We start from the raw sequence: 16,570 nt of genomic DNA, 5'->3' as shown, positions 1-16,570 counted from the left end.
CCGAGCTGGTGCGGCGTGGCTAGCCTCGGCGGCGATCTTCGAACCTGACTGGGGAGTTCTGTTGTTCAAGAAGATGGCAGGCGTCACGCTGGCAATGCTCATCGCGACCTCCGCCGTGGCCGTTCCCGCCTACGCCGATTCCTTCACATACGTCAAGGGGACCTCGGGCCACGGCCGCACGCTCACGCTGTGGAAGAACAACAAGAACGGTTTGGTGCACGCCAACCTCCGGGGTGCCCTCTACGGTGACAAGCTGACCATCGGCAGCTGCTGCCCGCCGCTCGTCAACTACCAGGAGGTTGTGAGCACCGGGCAGTCCGAGCTGAACACGCGCGAGTACAACAACTGGGACCCGACGATCAACGGCATCCTCATCAACGGCAAGACCATCCACCGGTAGATCTGCCACCGCTGGACGAGGGCGGTGCACGCGCACTGCCCTCGTTCGCGTCTAGAGCGGGAACCAGTGGCGCGCCAAGGCTTCCAGGCTCTGCTCGGCCGGAGCGCCCAGTTCGCGCATGTACCACCCGAGGTTGCTGTACACGTGGATGATCGTCATGCCCAGCAGCTGCCGTGACAGCTCCGGCCCGATATCGTTGAAGCCGTAGGCGTTCAGCACGCGCTTCAGCACCCTGCCGTCGCCGCGCGCGAAGAACAGGCCGACAGCGGCGAACTCGTACTCGCGCGCTCCGCGCATCGCGGGCTCGAAGTCGAACAGCCCGCTGAGTTTCCCGTCCGGCCCCAGGAGGAGGTGCGCGGGCATCACCTCCGTGTGCAACGGCACCGGTTCGCGCGGCGTGATCAGATCGACGGTGTCCAGGAAGCTGTCGAGCTGGCCCAGCCACACCTCGTCGAGCTCGCGCTTGCGATGGTGCTCAATCAGCTTGACGCGCTGGCCGATCACGAAACGCCCCCAGTCGACAGCAGGCAGCGTCGGCACCTTTTCCTTGTGCAGCAACGCCAACGTCTCGCCGAGTTGATCTACGATCCCGTCGCGCTCTCGTGCGCTCAGCTCCGGCCACGCTTCGCCGAGAGGACGGCCGTGCAGCCTCGTCATCAGGAGATAGCCCCAGCCCTCCAGCTCGCCCGTCGCCACCACCTCCGGGGTCGGCGTCGGCAGACTTCCGGCGAGGTCGGCGAGCACGCCCGCTTCCAGCGCGCACTCCGCGCGGTAGACCGGCGGGTAGAGCTTGAGCACGAGATCGTCGCCCACGGCGTACACCGGGAGCGAGCCGTCCTCGAAGCGGTGCGGATGCTCGCTGATGCTGTGCTGGTCGAGGATCGCGGTGACGCCGGGGAGCAGGACCGCGTCGTCCTCCGGCTGCTCGGCGGGGAACAAGCTCATGGGCGGACGGTAGTCACCGCCGTTGTGGTTGGCGACCGCTTTCGGCGTCAGCGCGGCGGCAACTCGTGCAGCCGCACATCGGTGAGGCCGTGTTCGCCGATCGTGGCAGTGAGGTAGGTGTGCGCTGGCTGGCGGCGGCGGTCGGTTGGAGAGCCGGGGTTGAGCAGCCGAATTCCGCCAGGAGTCGTTGTGTCCCAGGGAATGTGGCTGTGCCCGAACACGAGGACGTCGACGCCGGGGAAGTGGGCGTCGCAGCGCTGCTCGCGGCCCTTCGCATCGCCCGTCTCGTGCACCACGCCGATCCGCAGCGAGCCGACTTCGACGTGCGCCACCTCCGGCAGCCGCGCGCGGATGCCCGCGTCGTCGTTGTTGCCGTGCACCCCGACGAGCACCTTCGCCCGCTCGGAGAAAGCGTCGAGCACGGACTCCTCCACCCAGTCGCCCGCGTGGATCACCAGGTCCGCCTCGTCCACCGCTCGCCACACCTGCTCAGACACCACGCGCCCGCGTTGGGGCACGTGCGTGTCGGAGATCATCAACACCCGCATGCCCACCAGAGTGCCCCGGCGCCCGCGCTCCCACACCAGCGGGACCGGTCCCGAGGCAGTCGCCCTACGCTCGCCGCCCGGCGCGGTGAGGCGAGAGGACAGTGGTTCCGGTGGCATGGTTCGGAAGTGGGCGAGCGGCGGAGACCGTGGTGCTGACGGGGGAGTGGACCGGGGAGATCTGGAGCCGGGGACCGATCACCGTTCCGGCCGTGGTCGACGTGGAGTCGTTGCTGGCCCGGCGTCCGATCCCGTCGATCCTGCCGGACAACGCGGAGTTCACCGCCGCGTTCGCCGGTGACGACGAGAGCATGGCCGTGTTCTGGCTGCTGGCGCTGCTGCACCACCCGGACCGGGGCGTGGTGGCGCAGTGCCTGCGCTCCGGCCAGCTGTCGTGGGTGCACGCCGAGGACGTCGCCCGCCACCTCGCCGACCCGGAGCTGGCGGCGGTGGCGACCGAGGCGGCGTGGAGCCTGAGCGACACCGGGCTGCGCGTACTGGTGAACGTCCTGCTGTCCCGGGGAACGGCCCCGTCCGGCTACCCGAAGGGCAAGGCGGACAAGGTGATCGCGCGGCTGCGCTCGACCTGCCCGCCGCTGCGCAAGCAAGCGTTCGAAGCGGAGTTGGCGGGCAGGTGACCGCCTCCGGCCCGCTGGGGGAGCCGGAGGCGGTCGGCCGATCGCTACTTCTCCAGCGGGGAGTCCTTCGACGTCTCCCGCATGGTGCTGTAGACGATCAGCGACACGAGGACGCAGGCGGAGACGTAGTAGAAGTACGCCGACTCGTACCCGATGTCCTTGAGCCAGAACGCGATCAGCTCGGCGGTGCCGCCGAAGACCGCCACCGTCAGCGCGTAGGGCAGGCCGACGCCGAGCGCGCGGATCTTGGTGGGGAACAGCTCGGCCTTCACGATGGCGTTGATCGAGGTGTATCCGGTGACGATCACCAGTCCGCCGAGCATCAGGAAGAACGCGGCGACGGGCGAGCTGGTGCCGCCGAGCACGGTCATCAGCGGCACGGTGAACAGGGTGCCGCACACGCCGAAGAACAGCAGCAGCGGACGGCGGCCGACGCGGTCGGACAGGCGACCGGCCAGCGGCTGCAGGATCACGAACACCAGCAGGGCGAAGAAGTTGATCCACGCGGCGTCCGGCTTGGAGATGCCACCGGTGTTGATCATGAACTTCTGGAGGTAGGTGGTGTAGGTGTAGAACGCCACGGTGCCGCCGAGGGTCAGCCCGATGACGAGCGCGACCTCCTTGGGGTGGGCCAGCAGCGCGCGCAGGGTGCCGCGGGAGCCGGGCTCGCCCTTCTCCTCCGACGCGGCCTTGGTGAAGCTCTCGGACTCCTCCATGCTGCGCCGCAACCACATCACGACGATGGCTCCGGCCGCGCCGATGACGAAGGCGATCCGCCAGCCCCACGAGGACATCTGCTGCTCGGACAGCACCTGCTGGAGCACGATCTGCACGCCGAGCGCGAGCAGCTGACCGGCGGTCAGCGTCACGTACTGGAAGCTGGAGTAGAACCCGCGCTTGCCGGGCGAGGCGACCTCGGAGAGGTAGGTGGCCGACGTGGCGTACTCGCCGCCGACGGACAGGCCCTGCAGCAGCCGCGCCGCGACCAGCAGGATCGGGGCGAACACGCCGATCGTGGCGTAGGAGGGGGTCAGCGCGATCATCAGCGACCCGGCCGCCATCAGCGTCACCGACAGCGTCAGCGCCGCGCGCCTGCCGTAGCGGTCGGCGTAGCGTCCCAGCATCCACCCGCCGAGCGGGCGCATCAGGAAGCCGACCGCGAAGACGGCGGCGGTGTTCAGCAGCTCAGCGGTGGTGTTGCCCTTGGGGAAGAACGCGCCCGAGAAGTAGATCGCGAAAGCTGTATAGGCGTACCAGTCGTACCACTCGACCAGGTTGCCGATCGAACCCTTCATCACGTTGGCGACGACACGGCGTTCGTTGTGCTGCGGCTCGCCCGGCTGCGCCGACGGGCGGGATTCAACTGACATCTGGCCTCCTCATGACTGCGATCACAGTCAGGGCGAAGGCCAGGACCCGGCAAGACGACCGGGCGAGACTTAACAGTCGCTTAGGACGGAGAGCCAGGCGTCCTCGCAGCCGGAGCCCCGCGCGCACAGCAGCCGCATCGGCTCGGCGGAGAGCCGAGGGACGACGACTCGCACGAGGTCTTGCGCCGCGAACAGCCGGGCTTCGGCGTTGCCGACACGGCCTTCACGCAGTGCTCCCTGCTCGCGCAGCCAGTCGTCAGCGGCGGCGAAACCCTGGCAGCGGTGGTTGGGCTCGGTGATCACCACTTCGCGGAGGCTGCCACCGTCGCGCACGAGCACCCGGTCCTCTCGTGCGCCCTGCCAACCGGGCTGTGGAGGCCGTGCGGCGGGGAGAGCGGCTGCGGCGCGACGATCCGTTCGGCGTGCGGTCCGACCGCGGCGAAGGTCGACGTCGGGTGGTCACCTCGGAGCACTCCCGGCAGCTGCCAGAACGTCTCCGCGACAACCCCCATGTTCCAGCTCGGCGTCCTCCGCACGTCGTACGGCGCGGAGATCACGCCGAGCGGACCGCCCTCGACCGGCGACGCCGAGCTCTCGCAACTGCTGGGTCGAGCGCTCCTGATCGATCACTCCTCCAGTGAAGCATTCACGTCTGGTGAAAACGTTTGCGCGATGCGCGCCGCGGCCGAGCATGATTCATGATCATTTCCCGCCGCTAGGAGAACTCCATGTCATTGCGCGCACGCACGCTTCCGGTCCTCGTCGGCGCCGTTCTGGCGACCGGTCTCGTAGCGGTGCCCGCCGCCAACGCCGCCGCTCCGCTGCCCTGTGTCGGAGGGGCGTTCTGGAAGGACATGGGCACGCCTGACCTCAACGACGACGAGAGCTGGTACCGCCACTGCACGAGCGACGGCAGCAAGGTGCTCGTGTCCGCCGACATCTGGGCCGCCGGAATGGCCTTGACCGTCCAGAAGTGCGTCGCTCCCGGCGAGGAGTTCTACATCGCCAAGCGGCCCAGCGTCCTGCGCGAGCCGTCCTACATGGGCGAGACCTGCTGACATGGACGTCGTGACCGGTGCGTCAGCGCGGCACCGGTCACGGCACCGCCAGCTGTCCTGCACGAGGGATCGCGACGATCCGCTCCATGTTGTCCTCGCCCCACACGCCGAGCGGGACCAACGCGGTGTTGAGCGACTGCCCGAACTCGGTGAGCGAGTAGACGACCTTTGGCGGCACCTGGTCGTGGACCTCGCGGCAGACCAGCTCGGCGGCCTCCATCTCGCGCAGCTGCGCGGTGAGGATCTTCTCGCTGATGCCCGGGACCTCCCTGCGCAGCGCGCCGAACCGCAGCGGCTGTTCGTGCAGCGCCCACAGGATCAGCGCCTTCCACTTGCCGCCGACGACGTCCAGCGCCGCGTCCATGCCGCAGGTGTAGGTCCGCTTCTTCACGGGCTTCCTCACTGACGAAAAGGTGGGTACTTGTCCGATGGTGCGTGCACGGCAAGCATGAATCACATGTCGGACAACAACAACCGCGTGGACGTCACGCTCGTCGGTCTCGGCTCGATGGGGGCCGAGCTGGCGCGCGCGTTCGTGCGGGCTGGCCATCGCACCACCGTGTGGAACAGGACCGGGGCGAAGGGCGCCGCGCTGGCCGCCGAAGGCGCGGTGCACGAGCTGTCCATTGTGGACGCTGTTGCGGCGAGTCCGCTCGTGATCACCTGCCTCACCACCTACGAGGCCACCGTCGCGGCGTTGGAGCCCGCGCGTCTCGAAGGCCGAACGCTGATCACGCTGAACAGCGGAACCCCTGGTGGCGCAAGGAGAACTGCCGAGTGGGCTGCTGAGCGTGGCGCTGCCTACCTCGACGGTGCGGTGAAGAACGTTCCGGCCGCGGTGGGCGCGCCCGACACGCTGCTCTGCTACAGCGGCGACAAGGCGGTGTTCGACCGCTACGAGGAGACGCTGCGCGTGCTCGGCGGTCAGACCGTGCACCTCGGCGAGGAGATCGACCTTGCCGCGCTCTACGAGTACGCCGTCGGCGGAACGCTGTTGCCCGCTCTGCTCGGGTTCTTCCAAGCCGCCGCACTGGTCACCGGCCGAGGTCTGCCCGCGAGTTCCCTGGTGCCGTACACCGTGTCCTGGCTCCAGATGATCGGCTCGGTTCTGCCAAGCCTGGCAAGGGAAATCGACTCGGGGAGCTACGGCGAGCCCGCTTCGTCGCTCGGGCTGTTCCACGAGGGCATCGCCCACGACGAGGAGGTCGGCCGGGAGAGCGGCATCGACGTCAGTTGGCTCGCGCCCATGCACGACCTGCTCCGCCGCGCGGTCGCCGAAGGCCATGCGGGCGACAGCATCTCCGTGCTGACCGAACTGCTCCGGTCGGCTACCCCTGCTTGAGGCGGTCGACCTTCTCACGTGCTTGGTCGACGAGCTTTTCCGCCGCTGCCAAGCGTTCGCGCGCCGCGTCCAGCTGTTGCCGCGCCTCCGCCCGCTCGGTCTCCGCGGCCCGGAACTCCGCTTCCGCCTCCGCGAGCTTCTTCCTGTCGAGCTTGGGCTTTTCCTTGGCGCGCTTCACCGGCAGGGCCGCGGTCACCTCCGGCCAGCTCGCGCGGTCGTCCAGCCGCAACGTCGTGGTCAGCCGCCCCGCCTCCAACACCGCCGCCGCTTCCGGGTCGCTCAGCGCGGTCGTCAGTGTCTGCTCAAGCTCCCGCTCCACCGTCGCGCTGAGCGAGTGCATCCCGGCGGCCAACCGGATCAGCTCGCGCACCACCTTGTGCCGCCGCTGCCCCAACTCCCGCAGCTTCGCCCCGTCGAGCGTGGTGTGCGCGGTCCGCAAATCGACTCCCAGTTCCAGGAGCCCGTCCACCTCCCCGGAGTGCTCGCGGACGAGCCGGTTCACCAACCACGCCGACGTGGAAGGCTTGCGCAGCCCCGAAATCGCCTCCGCCGCTTCGGTCCTCCCGTCCCGCTTCGCCTCCGAGACCCGCGCGTTGCGCGCCGCCGTGAACTCGCCCGGCTCCAGGCCGTACAGCTCCGTGATGACCGCCTCGGTGTCCACTCCGAGATCGTGCGCCATCACCGCCGACTTCGCACGACCGCTACGTGACGAGTGCCATGCGGATGTAGCCCAGCTGGCCCTTGCCCTTGATCCACAGCGGCCGTAGCGGGTGGTGGACCTGGCGAGCGTCAGGGTACGGAGCCGGCGAGGTTCGACGTGGGGCTGAAGGTCGTCGCAAGGGACGAGGTCGACGGCGTGGCAGGGATACGTCATCCCGGTGGAGGAGTGCGACTTCTTCCGGGCTGTGGATCGGGTGATCCGGCTCGACCCGCCGATGGGTCCTGGCGGAGCTGGGCCGCCTCCGCGACGGACTTGAAGACGGGCACGCCCCGTGACGTGCAGGACACGGCTTAGAGTCAGGGCATGGCTCAGCGGGTGGACGGTTCGCCGAAGCGGATGCTGACGGAGCAGGTGTACACCGACCTCCGGGACGCGATCATGCGCGGCGAGTTCGTGCCGGGGCAGGCGTTGAAGCCGCAGGAGCTGGCGACGCGCCACGGGGTGAGCCTGGTGGTGGTGCGCGAAGCGCTGGTGCGGGCGGTGGGCGAGGGCATCGCGGACCGTCTGCCGAACCGGGGGTTCGCGGTTCCGGCGTTCTCCGACCAGCGGTGGCAGGAGATCGCCGAAGCCCGCAGGACGGTGGAGCCGGTGGTGCTGCGGATGGCGATCGAGCGCGGCGACCTCGAGTGGGAGGCGCGGGTGCGGGCGGCGCACCACAGGCTGTCGAGGACGCCGATGCACGTGCCGGAGGAGGGCGAGTACTTCAGCGAAGCCTGGTCGGTGGCGCACCGGGACTTCCACCGGGCGCTGCTGGAGGGCTGCGGCAACGCGGTGCTGCTGGACAGCTTCGACCGCATGTGGGTGGCGAGCGAGCTGGCCAGGCGCTGGTCGCTGAACCGGAACCCGGCGCGGGACCTGGTGGCGGAGCACCGAGGCCTTGAGGAGGCGGCGCTGGCCCGCGACGCGGACGCGGCGAGTCAGGCACTCGCGGAGCACCTGACCCTCACGGCGGCGGGCCTGACCGACGGCTGTCACGCGGAGAGCTGAGGCGCGCTGCTGGCGTAACCGGCCGAGGCGTCGAGCAACCGCCGGACCACGTCGGCCTCCTCGACGGTGCGCGGCGAGTAGACGAACACGTAGGGCAGGGGCATGTTCGGGTAGTCGCCGGCGAGCGGGTGCCGTTCGCCCCAACCGGTCTCCAGCACGGTGATCGCGTCGGTGGGACTGAAGATCATGTGCATGGACCCGTCGGTGGGGTGGATGTGCGCGGCCTCGCCGTGGGTCACGCGGATCACCTCGGGAGCGCGAGCGAGGTCGACGACGGTGATGGCGTCGCTGTGCTTCTCGAAGAAGCTCCTGCGGTAGCCGATGACGGCGGGCTCGCGCGCCGCGCGGGCGTCGAAGTGGTCGAGCGCGGCGACGCGACCGCGCAGCGACCCGGGCTGGTCGGTCTGCCGGTGCGGCACGGGGTGCGGGGCGACGCTCGGCCGCGGCCCCTGCCGGTGCGGGATCGGCCCGAGCCAGCGTCCGTCACCGGGCCGGCCGACGAGCGGGCGGAACACGCCGGGGTCCCTGGCTTCGCGCTTCTGCGTCCGCAGCCAGCTGACCTGGAGCCAGCCCGCGGGGGTGTTCGGGATGCCCCCGGCGCCGAGACCGCGCCACTGCTCGTAGTCGCAGCCCCCGGCCAGCCCGATCCCGAACGCGGCGCCGGCCAGCAGCGTCCGCCTGGTCACCTTGCGCACGTCCATGAGCTCATCCTCCAGATAATCGATTATGTGGAGAAAAGGCTAATGATCGGGTGTGAGCGTGGCGTGTGGTTGGCGCGCGGGGGCGGGGTATTCGGGTTTGTCGCTGACCAGATAGCCTGACCGGCGTTCGCGCGACGGCTGTTGAGGGAGTGCTCTGTGTCTCGGTCCGTACTGGTCACTGGTGGCAACCGTGGGATCGGACTGGCGATCGCCAGGGCCTTCGCCGAGCAGGGTGACAAGGTCGCGGTGACCCACCGCGGTTCGGGCGCGCCGGACGGGCTGTTCGGGGTCCGCTGCGACGTCACCGACGCGGCTCAGGTGGACGAGGCCTTCTCCGAGATCGAGCGGCAGCACGGTCCCGTCGAGATCCTGGTCTCCAACGCGGGCATCACCGACGACACGTTGCTGCTGCGGATGTCGGAGGAGCAGTTCACCCGCGTCATCGACGCCAACCTCACCGCCGCCTACCGGGTGGCCAAGCGCGCGTCCATGGGGATGCTGCGCAAGCGCTGGGGGCGGATGATCTTCATCTCCTCGGTGATCGGCCTCTCCGGTGGCCCCGGCCAGGTCAACTACGCGGCCAGCAAGGCCGGTCTGGTCGGCATGGCCCGCTCGGTGGCCAGGGAACTGGGCTCGCGCAACATCACCGCGAACGTGATCGCGCCCGGCTTCATCGAGACCGACATGACCGCGCACCTCAAGGAGAAGCTCGACGCCGAGATGGCGCGGGTGCCTGCGGGGCGCGCGGGCAAGCCCGAGGAGATCGCGGCCGCCGCGGTGTTCCTAGGCTCCGACGCGGCCTCCTACGTCACCGGCGCGGTGCTCCCGGTCGACGGCGGCATGGGCATGGGCCACTAAGTTCTTCCTCGTTCTGACTGTCCACTTCGGAGGGTGCTAGGTGTCGGGTCTGCTTGCCGGTAAACGACTGCTGATCACGGGCGTGATCACGGAGTCCTCGATCGCGTTCGACGTCGCGAAGATCGCGCAGCAGCAGGGCGCCACGGTCGTGCTCACCGGCTTCGGCCGGATGAGCCTGGTGGAGCGCATCGCCAAGCGCCTGCCCGAGCCGCCGGTCGTGCTCGAGCTGGACGTGACCAACCAGGAGCACCTGGACACCCTCGCCGCGCGCGTCGGCGAGCACGTGGACGGGCTCGACGGGGTGCTGCACTCCATCGGGTTCGCGCCGCAGTCCTGCATGCTCGGCGACTACCTGGACACGCCGTGGGAGGACGTCGCGACCGCGATGCACGTCTCCGCGTACTCCTTCGCGTCGCTGACCAAGGCGTGCCTGCCGCTGATGGGCGAGGGCGCCTCGATCGTCGGCCTGGACTTCGACGCGCGCTACGCGTGGCAGAACTACAACTGGATGGGCGCGGCCAAGGCGGCGCTGGAGTCGATCAACCGCTACCTCGCCCGCGAGATGGGCAGGCTGCACAAGATCCGGGTGAACCTGGTCTCGGCGGGCCCGCTGCGCACCACGGCCGCGCGCTCCATCCCGAACTTCAGCGAGATGGAGAGCCAGTGGAACGCGCGCTCCCCGCTCGGCTGGAACCCGGCCGACCGCACGGGCGCGGCGAAGACCTGCTGCGTGATGCTCTCCGACTGGATGCCCGTCACCACCGGCACGATGGTCTGGGCCGACGGCGGTTTCTCGGCCATCGGTGACCGCGTCGAGCCGTTCGCGCCGACGCCCAAGGACTGATCCCGCACGAGCTGTCCGCGACCGCCCCCGGCCTCTCGGTCGGGGGCGGTTCGCGTTGGGCACCCCGCGCGAGCGAAAGACTTCGCGGACGGGCAGGATGGTTGGTGTGAGTGGCTTCGACGCGGTGCTGGTGCTGTCCTTCGGCGGACCGGAAGGACCTGAAGAGGTCCGCCCGTTCCTGGAGAACGTGGTGCGGGGCCGCGGAGTCCCGCCTGAGCGCCTGGACGCGGTCGAGGAGCACTACCAGCACTTCGGCGGTGTCTCGCCGATCAACCGGCTGAACCTGGAGATCATCGACGCGGTGCGCGCGGAGCTGGAGCGCCGCGGGCTCGACCTGCCGGTCTACTTCGGCAACCGCAACTGGCACCCGATGGTGGAGGACACCGTCGCGAAGATGGCCGAGGACGGCGTGAAGCGCGCGCTCGTGTTCGCCACCAGTGCCTATGGTGGTTACTCCGCCTGCCGCCAGTACGACGAGGACATCGAGCGCGCTCGCGCCGCCGTCGGGGAGTCCGCGCCGGAACTGGTGAAGCTGCGCCACTTCTACGACCACCCGCTGTTCGTCGACGCGTGCACCGACGCGGTCCTCGCCGCGCGCGAGGAGCTGCCGGAAGCCCAGCGCGCCGGAGCGCGGCTCGTCTTCACCGCGCACTCCGTCCCGACGAGCGCGGACCGCGCGTCGGGGCCGCCGGAGGAGGGCGGACACCGCTACTCGCGGCAGATCGCCGAGGCCTCGCGCCTGGTGTCGCTGGCCGCCGACATGCCGCAGCACGACGTGGTGTGGCAGTCGCGGTCCGGCCCGCCCCAGGTGCCGTGGTTGGAGCCGGACATCGTCGACCACCTCGACGCGCTCAACGCGGAGAACGTCAGCGCCGTGGTGGCGTGTCCGATCGGCTTCGTCAGCGACCACCTCGAAGTCATCTGGGACCTGGACACCGAGGCGCGCGAGCACGCGGAGAAGCTCGGCATGTCGTGGGCGCGCGCCGGGACGGCCGGACCGGACCCGCGTTTCGCGGAGCTGGTGGTGGAACTCGTTCGCGAGCACATCGAAGGCGTTGCGCCGCGCAAGCTTTCCGTGTTGCCGCACGGCGGTTGCACCGTGAACGGCGCTCCGTGCGCGCCGCTGTGCTGCGAGCCCCAGCGCCGCCCCGCGAAACCGTAGTTCGCCCGTAGTCGTTCGCCTGGTGCACGCATTTCCCCGGGTGCCGTGTCCTCGCGGCGGATGATCACGAGGACTTGCGGTAGGGCTCAGGTGTAGCCAGCGGCCTGGAGGCGGAACAGCTTGGCGTAGACGCCATCGACCGCCATCAGGTCACTGTGCGCGCCCTCTTCGAGGACTCGGCCGTTGTCGATGACGACGATGTGGTCGGCGGTGCGCACGGTGGAGAAGCGGTGCGCGATCAGCAGGGTGGTCGCGCGTCCGGCGATCTCGGTCATCCGGGTGAAGATCTCGGCCTCCGCGGCGGCGTCGATGGCCGCGGTCGGCTCGTCCAGCACCATGATCGGCGCGTCCCGGAGGAAGGCCCTGGACAGCGCGACCTTCTGCCACTGGCCGCCGGAGAGCTGGCTGCCCCCGGCGAACCACCTGCCGAGCTGGGTGTCCAGCCCCTTCGGCAGACACTCCACAAAGGACAGTGCGTCGGCGCGTCCGGCCGCGCCCCTGATGGCGGCGGTGTCCGCCAGGTCGGCGGCGCGCCCGAAGCCGATGTTCTCCCGCGCGCTCGCCTCGTACTGCACGAAGTCCTGGAAGATCACGCCGATGTTGGCGCGCAGGTCGTCGAGGTCGTACTCGGCCAGCGGGACGCCGTCGATGAGGATCTGGCCGCCGGTCGGCTCGTAGAAGCGGGCCAGCAGCTTCACCAGGGTGGTCTTGCCCGCGCCGTTCTGCCCGACGAGCGCGACGCACTTCCCGGCGGGCAGCACGAGGTCGAGCCCCGAGAGCACGGGGGTGTCGGTGCCGGGGTAGGTGAAGCTGACGTCGCGGAACTCGATGCCCGTGCTGAGCACCGGCGGGAACGGCCGCGTGCCACTGGCCGGTCCGCTCTCCTCGATGTCGAGGAAGCCAAACAGGTTGCCCAGGAACAGGTTGTGCTCGTAGAGCATGGCCATCCCGCCGAACAGCGACTGCACGGTGGCCTGCACGAGGGTGATCGCGGACAGGTAGCCGGCGAACTGCCCGACCTGCCCGGCGGCCATGGTCACGTTCAGCGCGAAGAGCGCAGCGCCCACCGCCGCGCACACGCTGAGCAGCCCGAGCACCCCGGACACCAGTGCCTGTCTGCGCTCCAGGTCGCGGTCCACCCGGTAGAAGCGCGAGATCAGGTCCCGGTAGCGGCCGAGGAACAGCGGCCCGAGCCCGAAGAGGTGCGTCTCCTTGAAGGAGCGGTCGTTGGTCACCAGGTACTGGAGGTAGGTGGCGCGGCGGCGGTCGGCGGAGCGCTCGTTCTCGATCTTCCACCCGACGCGGCTGTAGAACACCCTGCTGGCCAGGGAGGGCAGGGGCGCCAGCAGGATCGCCACGGCCACGCCGACGTTCCAGGACAGCAGGACCACGCTGACGGCGACCAGCGACACCGCGCTGGAGACGGTGGTGATCAGGTGCGCGAAGATCTGGTACGGCCGGTAGGCGGCCTCGCGGCTGGCGCGCTGGAGCCGGTCGTAGGTGGTGGAGTCCTCGAAGTGCTCCAGCCGCAGCCGCGTCGCCTTGGCCATGATCTGCTCGTTGACGGTGTTGGACATCCGCAGCTGGAGCAGGGTTTCCAGGTAGGCCCGGCAGGTCGAGAGCACGTGCGTGATGACCATCAGCGCGCACAGCGCCACTCCGGCGGTGAACGCGCTGTCCACCGCGGCCGGAGCGCCCCTGGTCGCCACGGCGTCGGCCACGCCCTGCACGGCGAGCGTGGTCAGCTGCACGGTGGCGGCGGGCACCAGGGAGGTGAGCGCCGCCACCGCGATCACGCTGCCGACGTGCCACGGGCTGACCTCCCACAGCAGCCGCAGCGCGCGTGCCCAGTTGCCCCGGTCCTTCACGAGGGCCGTCCCTTGATCAGCCGCAGGGCGAGCGACCACAGCTGGTAGCACTCGTCCTCCCGCGTGGTGTCGATGCCGAGCAACCGGTTGGCCTGCATGTGCGCGAGGCTGCCGAGGACGCGGCTCTCGGTGCCGACGAGGCGACCGCGGGCGGCCACCTCGCGGACGCGTTTCCCTGCCGCGCGCAGGCTTTCCCGTTGACCGGCGAGGATCGCGGTCAGCGCGTCCAGGTGCTCGCGGGCCTTCGGGTCGGGGTGGGCGTCCCACGGTTCGAGGAGGTCGCACAGCAGCGTCCGGACCTCCTTGAACCGCGTGCGCGCCGCGTCGGAGATTCTGTCCACAATGGACGGAGAAACGCCCCAGTCACGGTAGAGCGAGTGCTGGGCCAGCGCGCACACCACATCGGGGGAGAGATCGGGGTGTGCCTTGAGGTAGCGCACCAGGCCGGAGCAGACCGCGCTGTTGGCCTCGAAGGTGGCTTCCACCGCGTCGTAGGCGTCGGGGCCGCCGTAGCGCTCCAGCTCGATGTCGTAGCTGGCCAGCGCGATGTCGTTGGCCAGCCCGGCTTCCACGACCTGCTTGCCCCACGCCAGCACGCGCGCGAGCACGCCGGGAACGGCGGCCGGGTCGGGCACGCGCAGCCGGAACCGCAGGTGCGGGTGGGGATCGCTGTAGCGGATGAAGAACCAGCGGTCCACCACGCCCTCGGAGCGCAGCGCCGCCGCCAGCTCGGACAGCGGTCCACCCACGATGTCGTCGTGCTGGGACAGCGCGGAGTACAGCTTGAGGTAGATCCACTCGTCCCCGACGAGCCGCCGCCGGGACTCCGGGTCGTGCGCGGTCGGGGCGAGCGAGACGGGCTTGCGCCGCACCGACTCCTCGGTGCTGGCGAGCATCGGCACGACGATCTCGGAGAAGTGACCTCGACCGTCCACATCGGACAACCACGTCTCGGCGAAGCCCGGCAGCAGCTCGTGCAGCACGATCGGCTGCTCCTGCTCCGCGCGCTTGGCCCTGGCCAGCTCGGCGTGCAGCTCCGCCGCGCACAGCGGGTGCTCCAGGTCGAGAGCGAGCCGGTTGTCGAACACCGCGAGGAAGACGTACCTCGGTACCCGCCACTCCGCGCGCCACCGGGCCAGCGCCTCCGCGAACTCCGCGCCGTCCTCGGGGAACTGGTTCGGGGACAGCCGCCAGCGCGCGGGGGAGAGCACGATCCGGCCGCGTCGCACGCGAGGCAGGAACGGGGAGTTGTCCGCCGCGCCCCAGGCGAAGTCGGCCAGCGGTGCGAACCCGTCCTCCGACAGTTCCAGCAGGAAGCGGCACACGTTCGGCGCGGTCATCGGGTTGAGCATGTGCCCCTGGGTGACGCGCAGTTCCTTGTCCAGCCGCCGCGACCGCAGGTAGAAGCGGTCGACGGTCGCGCCGACCACGATGTCGGACAACGGAATCCGGTGCTCGGCGGGCACCGAGGGGGCGGTGTTCACGCAGATCTCGTAGCGGCGCACCTGCGGGTGCACGGCCACGTTCCCGTTGCGGCCCCTCGCGGAGGCGTAGCTGATGTCGGCGAAGACCAGGTCGGGGCAGAGCGCTTCCTCCGCGCGGGCGAACTCGCGCAGCTCGGCCAGGTCCGGCTCGGCGACCAGGTCGAAGAACCTGCCGAACGTGCGCCCGCCGTCGGACACCGTGCCGGGGGCCACGACCAGGCGGTAGTCGCCCGCGTCGACCGCCTCGCGCGAGGCCGCGGCGATCTGCGCGTAGAGGTCGAGCGACGGGCGCGGCCGGGCCTTCTCCTCGGTGGGCCGCCACGTGGTCAGCCGGTCCAGCAGCTCATCGGTCAGCTCGACCTCGTCCTGCCCGCGCCGCAAGGCTTCGGCCAGCACGGGCAGCAGGACGCGGTCACGGGTGCCGTCGTGCTCCGGTGCCACGCGCGGCAGCGGGGTGGCGCGCACCGGCATCGTGTAGCTCGCGGGAGCGTCGAGCCCGCGTTCCGGGCTGAGCAGGTCGAGCACCGGGATCTCCGCGCCGATTCCGTACCGCTCCAGGAAGGCCGTGTGGTACTCGACGATGTGCGGCCTGCGACGGGTCGAACTGCCCACGCGCATCAGCAGCTCGGCGGCTTCCGCCGCGTCGGCTCCGACCCGTTCCGACAGCTCCGCGCCGGTGAGGGCGAGCGCGGTGTCGAGCTGGAAGGTGTCCTTGGTGTGCTCGGGCGCCAACGCCCGCTGCTGTCGGACGAGTTCGTCCACAGTGGACGCGTCGGCCCGGCCGGGGTGCTCGTCGACGGCCGAGGCGAGCGCGCGGGTCCGTTCGAGACCGTCCCGCACCTCGCCGTGGTCCAGCTGCTTGAGCAGTTCCTGTTCCGGGAGCGCCACGGTCATCGCCGGGCGCAGGTCGCTGGTCAGCACGTGCAGGCCCCACAGCTGCCTGATCATGCCGCGCGCCTTGTCCTCGGTGGCCCCTGGAACGTCCGCGACGACGCGGTGCACGATGTCGCCGATCGTGGTGCCGGGCTCGTCGGCCATGCGCAGGGCGATCGCGACGGGCGCGGTCAACCGGAAGCCGATGTTGCGGTTGTCCGACTGCCCGTGCACGTCGGCGTAGGGCAGCACGGCACGCCCGCCGACCTGGTACAGCAAGGGGTTCGCCGCGACGCGGGTCTCGTCGGGCAGGGACTCGTCCTCGTCGAGCCGCTTGATCAGCGTCAGCAGCCAGCCGAGGTCCGCGCGGGTGCGGGTGCGCTCGACCGGGTCGACGGCGAGTGCGAGCGTGGTGCGCTCGCCGAACCTGCCGACCCCGACGCCGGAGAACAGCCCGTACGGCGTCGGCCGGGTGGACATCCTGGTCAGGTAGCGCAGCAGCGAGGAGTACGCGCGCGTCGACTTCTTCGCTGCCGACTTCGTGGACGCGGAGCCGAGGTGAGCCAACCCGGCCGTGAGACTGGGACTCGCGACGTGCAAAGCCTGGCGCACCAAGGGTTTTTCGGCCAGCTCGCGCAGGCGGTGCCGCGCGTCCTCCGGCGAGCCACCGGTGATCGACAGGAACTCGGCGGCGGGCAAGGTGGGCGTGCGCACCATGAAGAAGCCCGCCGCGCGGTAGAGCGGTTCTTGTCCAGCCATGTCCTTGCCTCCCAA

General features: G+C 70.1%; 16 protein-coding genes and 1 pseudogene. 8 read left to right on the top strand and 9 right to left on the bottom strand.

Annotation, left to right across the window (positions count from 1 at the left end):
- Positions 1-61: 61 nt before the first annotated feature.
- Positions 62-400, top strand: coding sequence for a hypothetical protein (locus CCN37_RS09895; RefSeq protein ID WP_086820408.1), 339 nt, complete (start codon positions 62-64; stop codon positions 398-400).
- A 51-nt stretch (positions 401-451) separates the two neighbouring features.
- Here the strand turns inward: CCN37_RS09895 and CCN37_RS09890 are convergent, their stop codons facing one another.
- Both CCN37_RS09890 and CCN37_RS09885 read right to left on the bottom strand, forming a co-directional pair.
- Positions 452-1,345, bottom strand: coding sequence for a phosphotransferase (locus tag CCN37_RS09890; RefSeq protein WP_086820407.1), 894 nt, complete (start codon positions 1,343-1,345; stop codon positions 452-454).
- Between the two features lie 47 nt (positions 1,346-1,392).
- Positions 1,393-1,893, bottom strand: coding sequence for a metallophosphoesterase (locus CCN37_RS09885; protein ID WP_086820428.1), 501 nt, complete (start codon positions 1,891-1,893; stop codon positions 1,393-1,395).
- Between the two features lie 110 nt (positions 1,894-2,003).
- Between CCN37_RS09885 and CCN37_RS09880 the strand changes: the two genes are divergently transcribed.
- Positions 2,004-2,528, top strand: coding sequence for a hypothetical protein (locus tag CCN37_RS09880; protein WP_143261536.1), 525 nt, complete (start codon positions 2,004-2,006; stop codon positions 2,526-2,528).
- Between the two features lie 44 nt (positions 2,529-2,572).
- On the opposite strand, the gene CCN37_RS09875 is transcribed toward CCN37_RS09880, so the two are convergent.
- Positions 2,573-3,898, bottom strand: a complete 1,326-nt coding sequence (locus CCN37_RS09875; RefSeq protein WP_086820405.1) for an MFS transporter — start codon at positions 3,896-3,898, stop codon at positions 2,573-2,575.
- 69 nt (positions 3,899-3,967) lie between these two features.
- Positions 3,968-4,410 (bottom strand): annotated as a pseudogene (locus CCN37_RS41400) (AAC(3) family N-acetyltransferase).
- 216 nt (positions 4,411-4,626) lie between these two features.
- On the opposite strand from CCN37_RS41400, the gene CCN37_RS09860 reads away from it, so the two are divergent.
- Positions 4,627-4,956 (top strand): hypothetical protein, encoded by a 330-nt coding sequence (locus CCN37_RS09860; protein WP_086820402.1) that lies wholly within the window; start codon positions 4,627-4,629, stop codon positions 4,954-4,956.
- 37 nt (positions 4,957-4,993) lie between these two features.
- Here the strand turns inward: CCN37_RS09860 and CCN37_RS09855 are convergent, their stop codons facing one another.
- Positions 4,994-5,320, bottom strand: a complete 327-nt coding sequence (locus CCN37_RS09855) for a helix-turn-helix domain-containing protein (RefSeq protein ID WP_210407948.1) — start codon at positions 5,318-5,320, stop codon at positions 4,994-4,996.
- A gap of 93 nt (positions 5,321-5,413) precedes the next feature.
- Here CCN37_RS09855 and CCN37_RS09850 point away from each other — a divergent pair, with 93 nt between their 5' ends.
- On the top strand, positions 5,414-6,298 hold the full coding sequence (locus CCN37_RS09850; protein WP_086820400.1) for an NAD(P)-dependent oxidoreductase: 885 nt from the start codon (positions 5,414-5,416) through the stop codon (positions 6,296-6,298).
- Here CCN37_RS09850 and CCN37_RS09845 read toward each other — a convergent pair.
- Positions 6,285-6,977: a hypothetical protein gene (locus CCN37_RS09845; protein ID WP_086820399.1), complete on the bottom strand. Its 693-nt coding sequence runs from the start codon at positions 6,975-6,977 to the stop codon at positions 6,285-6,287. The two genes, CCN37_RS09850 and CCN37_RS09845, sit on opposite strands and share 14 nt — an antisense overlap.
- 378 nt (positions 6,978-7,355) lie before the next feature.
- On the opposite strand from CCN37_RS09845, the gene CCN37_RS09840 reads away from it, so the two are divergent.
- Entirely contained in the window at positions 7,356-8,006 is a 651-nt protein-coding gene (locus CCN37_RS09840) for a GntR family transcriptional regulator (RefSeq protein ID WP_086820427.1), read from the top strand.
- Here the strand turns inward: CCN37_RS09840 and CCN37_RS09835 are convergent.
- A complete protein-coding gene (locus CCN37_RS09835; RefSeq protein ID WP_086820398.1) occupies positions 7,991-8,707 on the bottom strand; it encodes a luciferase family protein in 717 nt (238 codons plus the stop codon). The two genes, CCN37_RS09840 and CCN37_RS09835, sit on opposite strands and share 16 nt — an antisense overlap.
- 156 nt (positions 8,708-8,863) lie before the next feature.
- Between CCN37_RS09835 and fabG the strand changes: the two genes are divergently transcribed.
- The 3 genes from fabG to CCN37_RS09820 all read left to right on the top strand — a co-directional run bounded on the left by fabG (position 8,864) and on the right by CCN37_RS09820 (position 11,571).
- Positions 8,864-9,565 carry a 3-oxoacyl-ACP reductase FabG gene (fabG, locus tag CCN37_RS09830; RefSeq protein WP_086820397.1) on the top strand — a complete coding sequence of 234 codons (702 nt, stop codon included), beginning with the start codon at positions 8,864-8,866 and terminating at the stop codon, positions 9,563-9,565.
- Positions 9,566-9,605: 40 nt separating this feature from the next.
- Positions 9,606-10,409: an enoyl-ACP reductase FabI gene (gene fabI, locus CCN37_RS09825; RefSeq protein WP_086820396.1), complete on the top strand. Its 804-nt coding sequence runs from the start codon at positions 9,606-9,608 to the stop codon at positions 10,407-10,409.
- A gap of 106 nt (positions 10,410-10,515) precedes the next feature.
- Positions 10,516-11,571 (top strand): ferrochelatase, encoded by a 1,056-nt coding sequence (locus tag CCN37_RS09820; RefSeq protein WP_371503887.1) that lies wholly within the window; start codon positions 10,516-10,518, stop codon positions 11,569-11,571.
- An 86-nt stretch (positions 11,572-11,657) separates the two neighbouring features.
- On the opposite strand, the gene CCN37_RS09815 is transcribed toward CCN37_RS09820, so the two are convergent.
- Together CCN37_RS09815 and CCN37_RS09810 are read right to left on the bottom strand one after the other, a co-directional pair.
- Positions 11,658-13,439: an ABC transporter ATP-binding protein gene (locus CCN37_RS09815; protein WP_086820394.1), complete on the bottom strand. Its 1,782-nt coding sequence runs from the start codon at positions 13,437-13,439 to the stop codon at positions 11,658-11,660.
- Positions 13,436-16,555 (bottom strand): lantibiotic dehydratase, encoded by a 3,120-nt coding sequence (locus CCN37_RS09810; protein ID WP_086820393.1) that lies wholly within the window; start codon positions 16,553-16,555, stop codon positions 13,436-13,438. Before CCN37_RS09810 ends, CCN37_RS09815 begins: the two co-directional genes overlap by 4 nt.
- Positions 16,556-16,570 lie beyond the last annotated feature (15 nt).

Origin of the sequence: Allokutzneria sp. NRRL B-24872, from assembly GCF_002155965.1 — a bacterium.
Classification (GTDB): domain Bacteria; phylum Actinomycetota; class Actinomycetes; order Mycobacteriales; family Pseudonocardiaceae; genus Allokutzneria.
The sequence above is the reverse complement of the archived record's forward strand: the minus strand, read 5'-3'. Positions and strand labels throughout refer to the sequence as shown.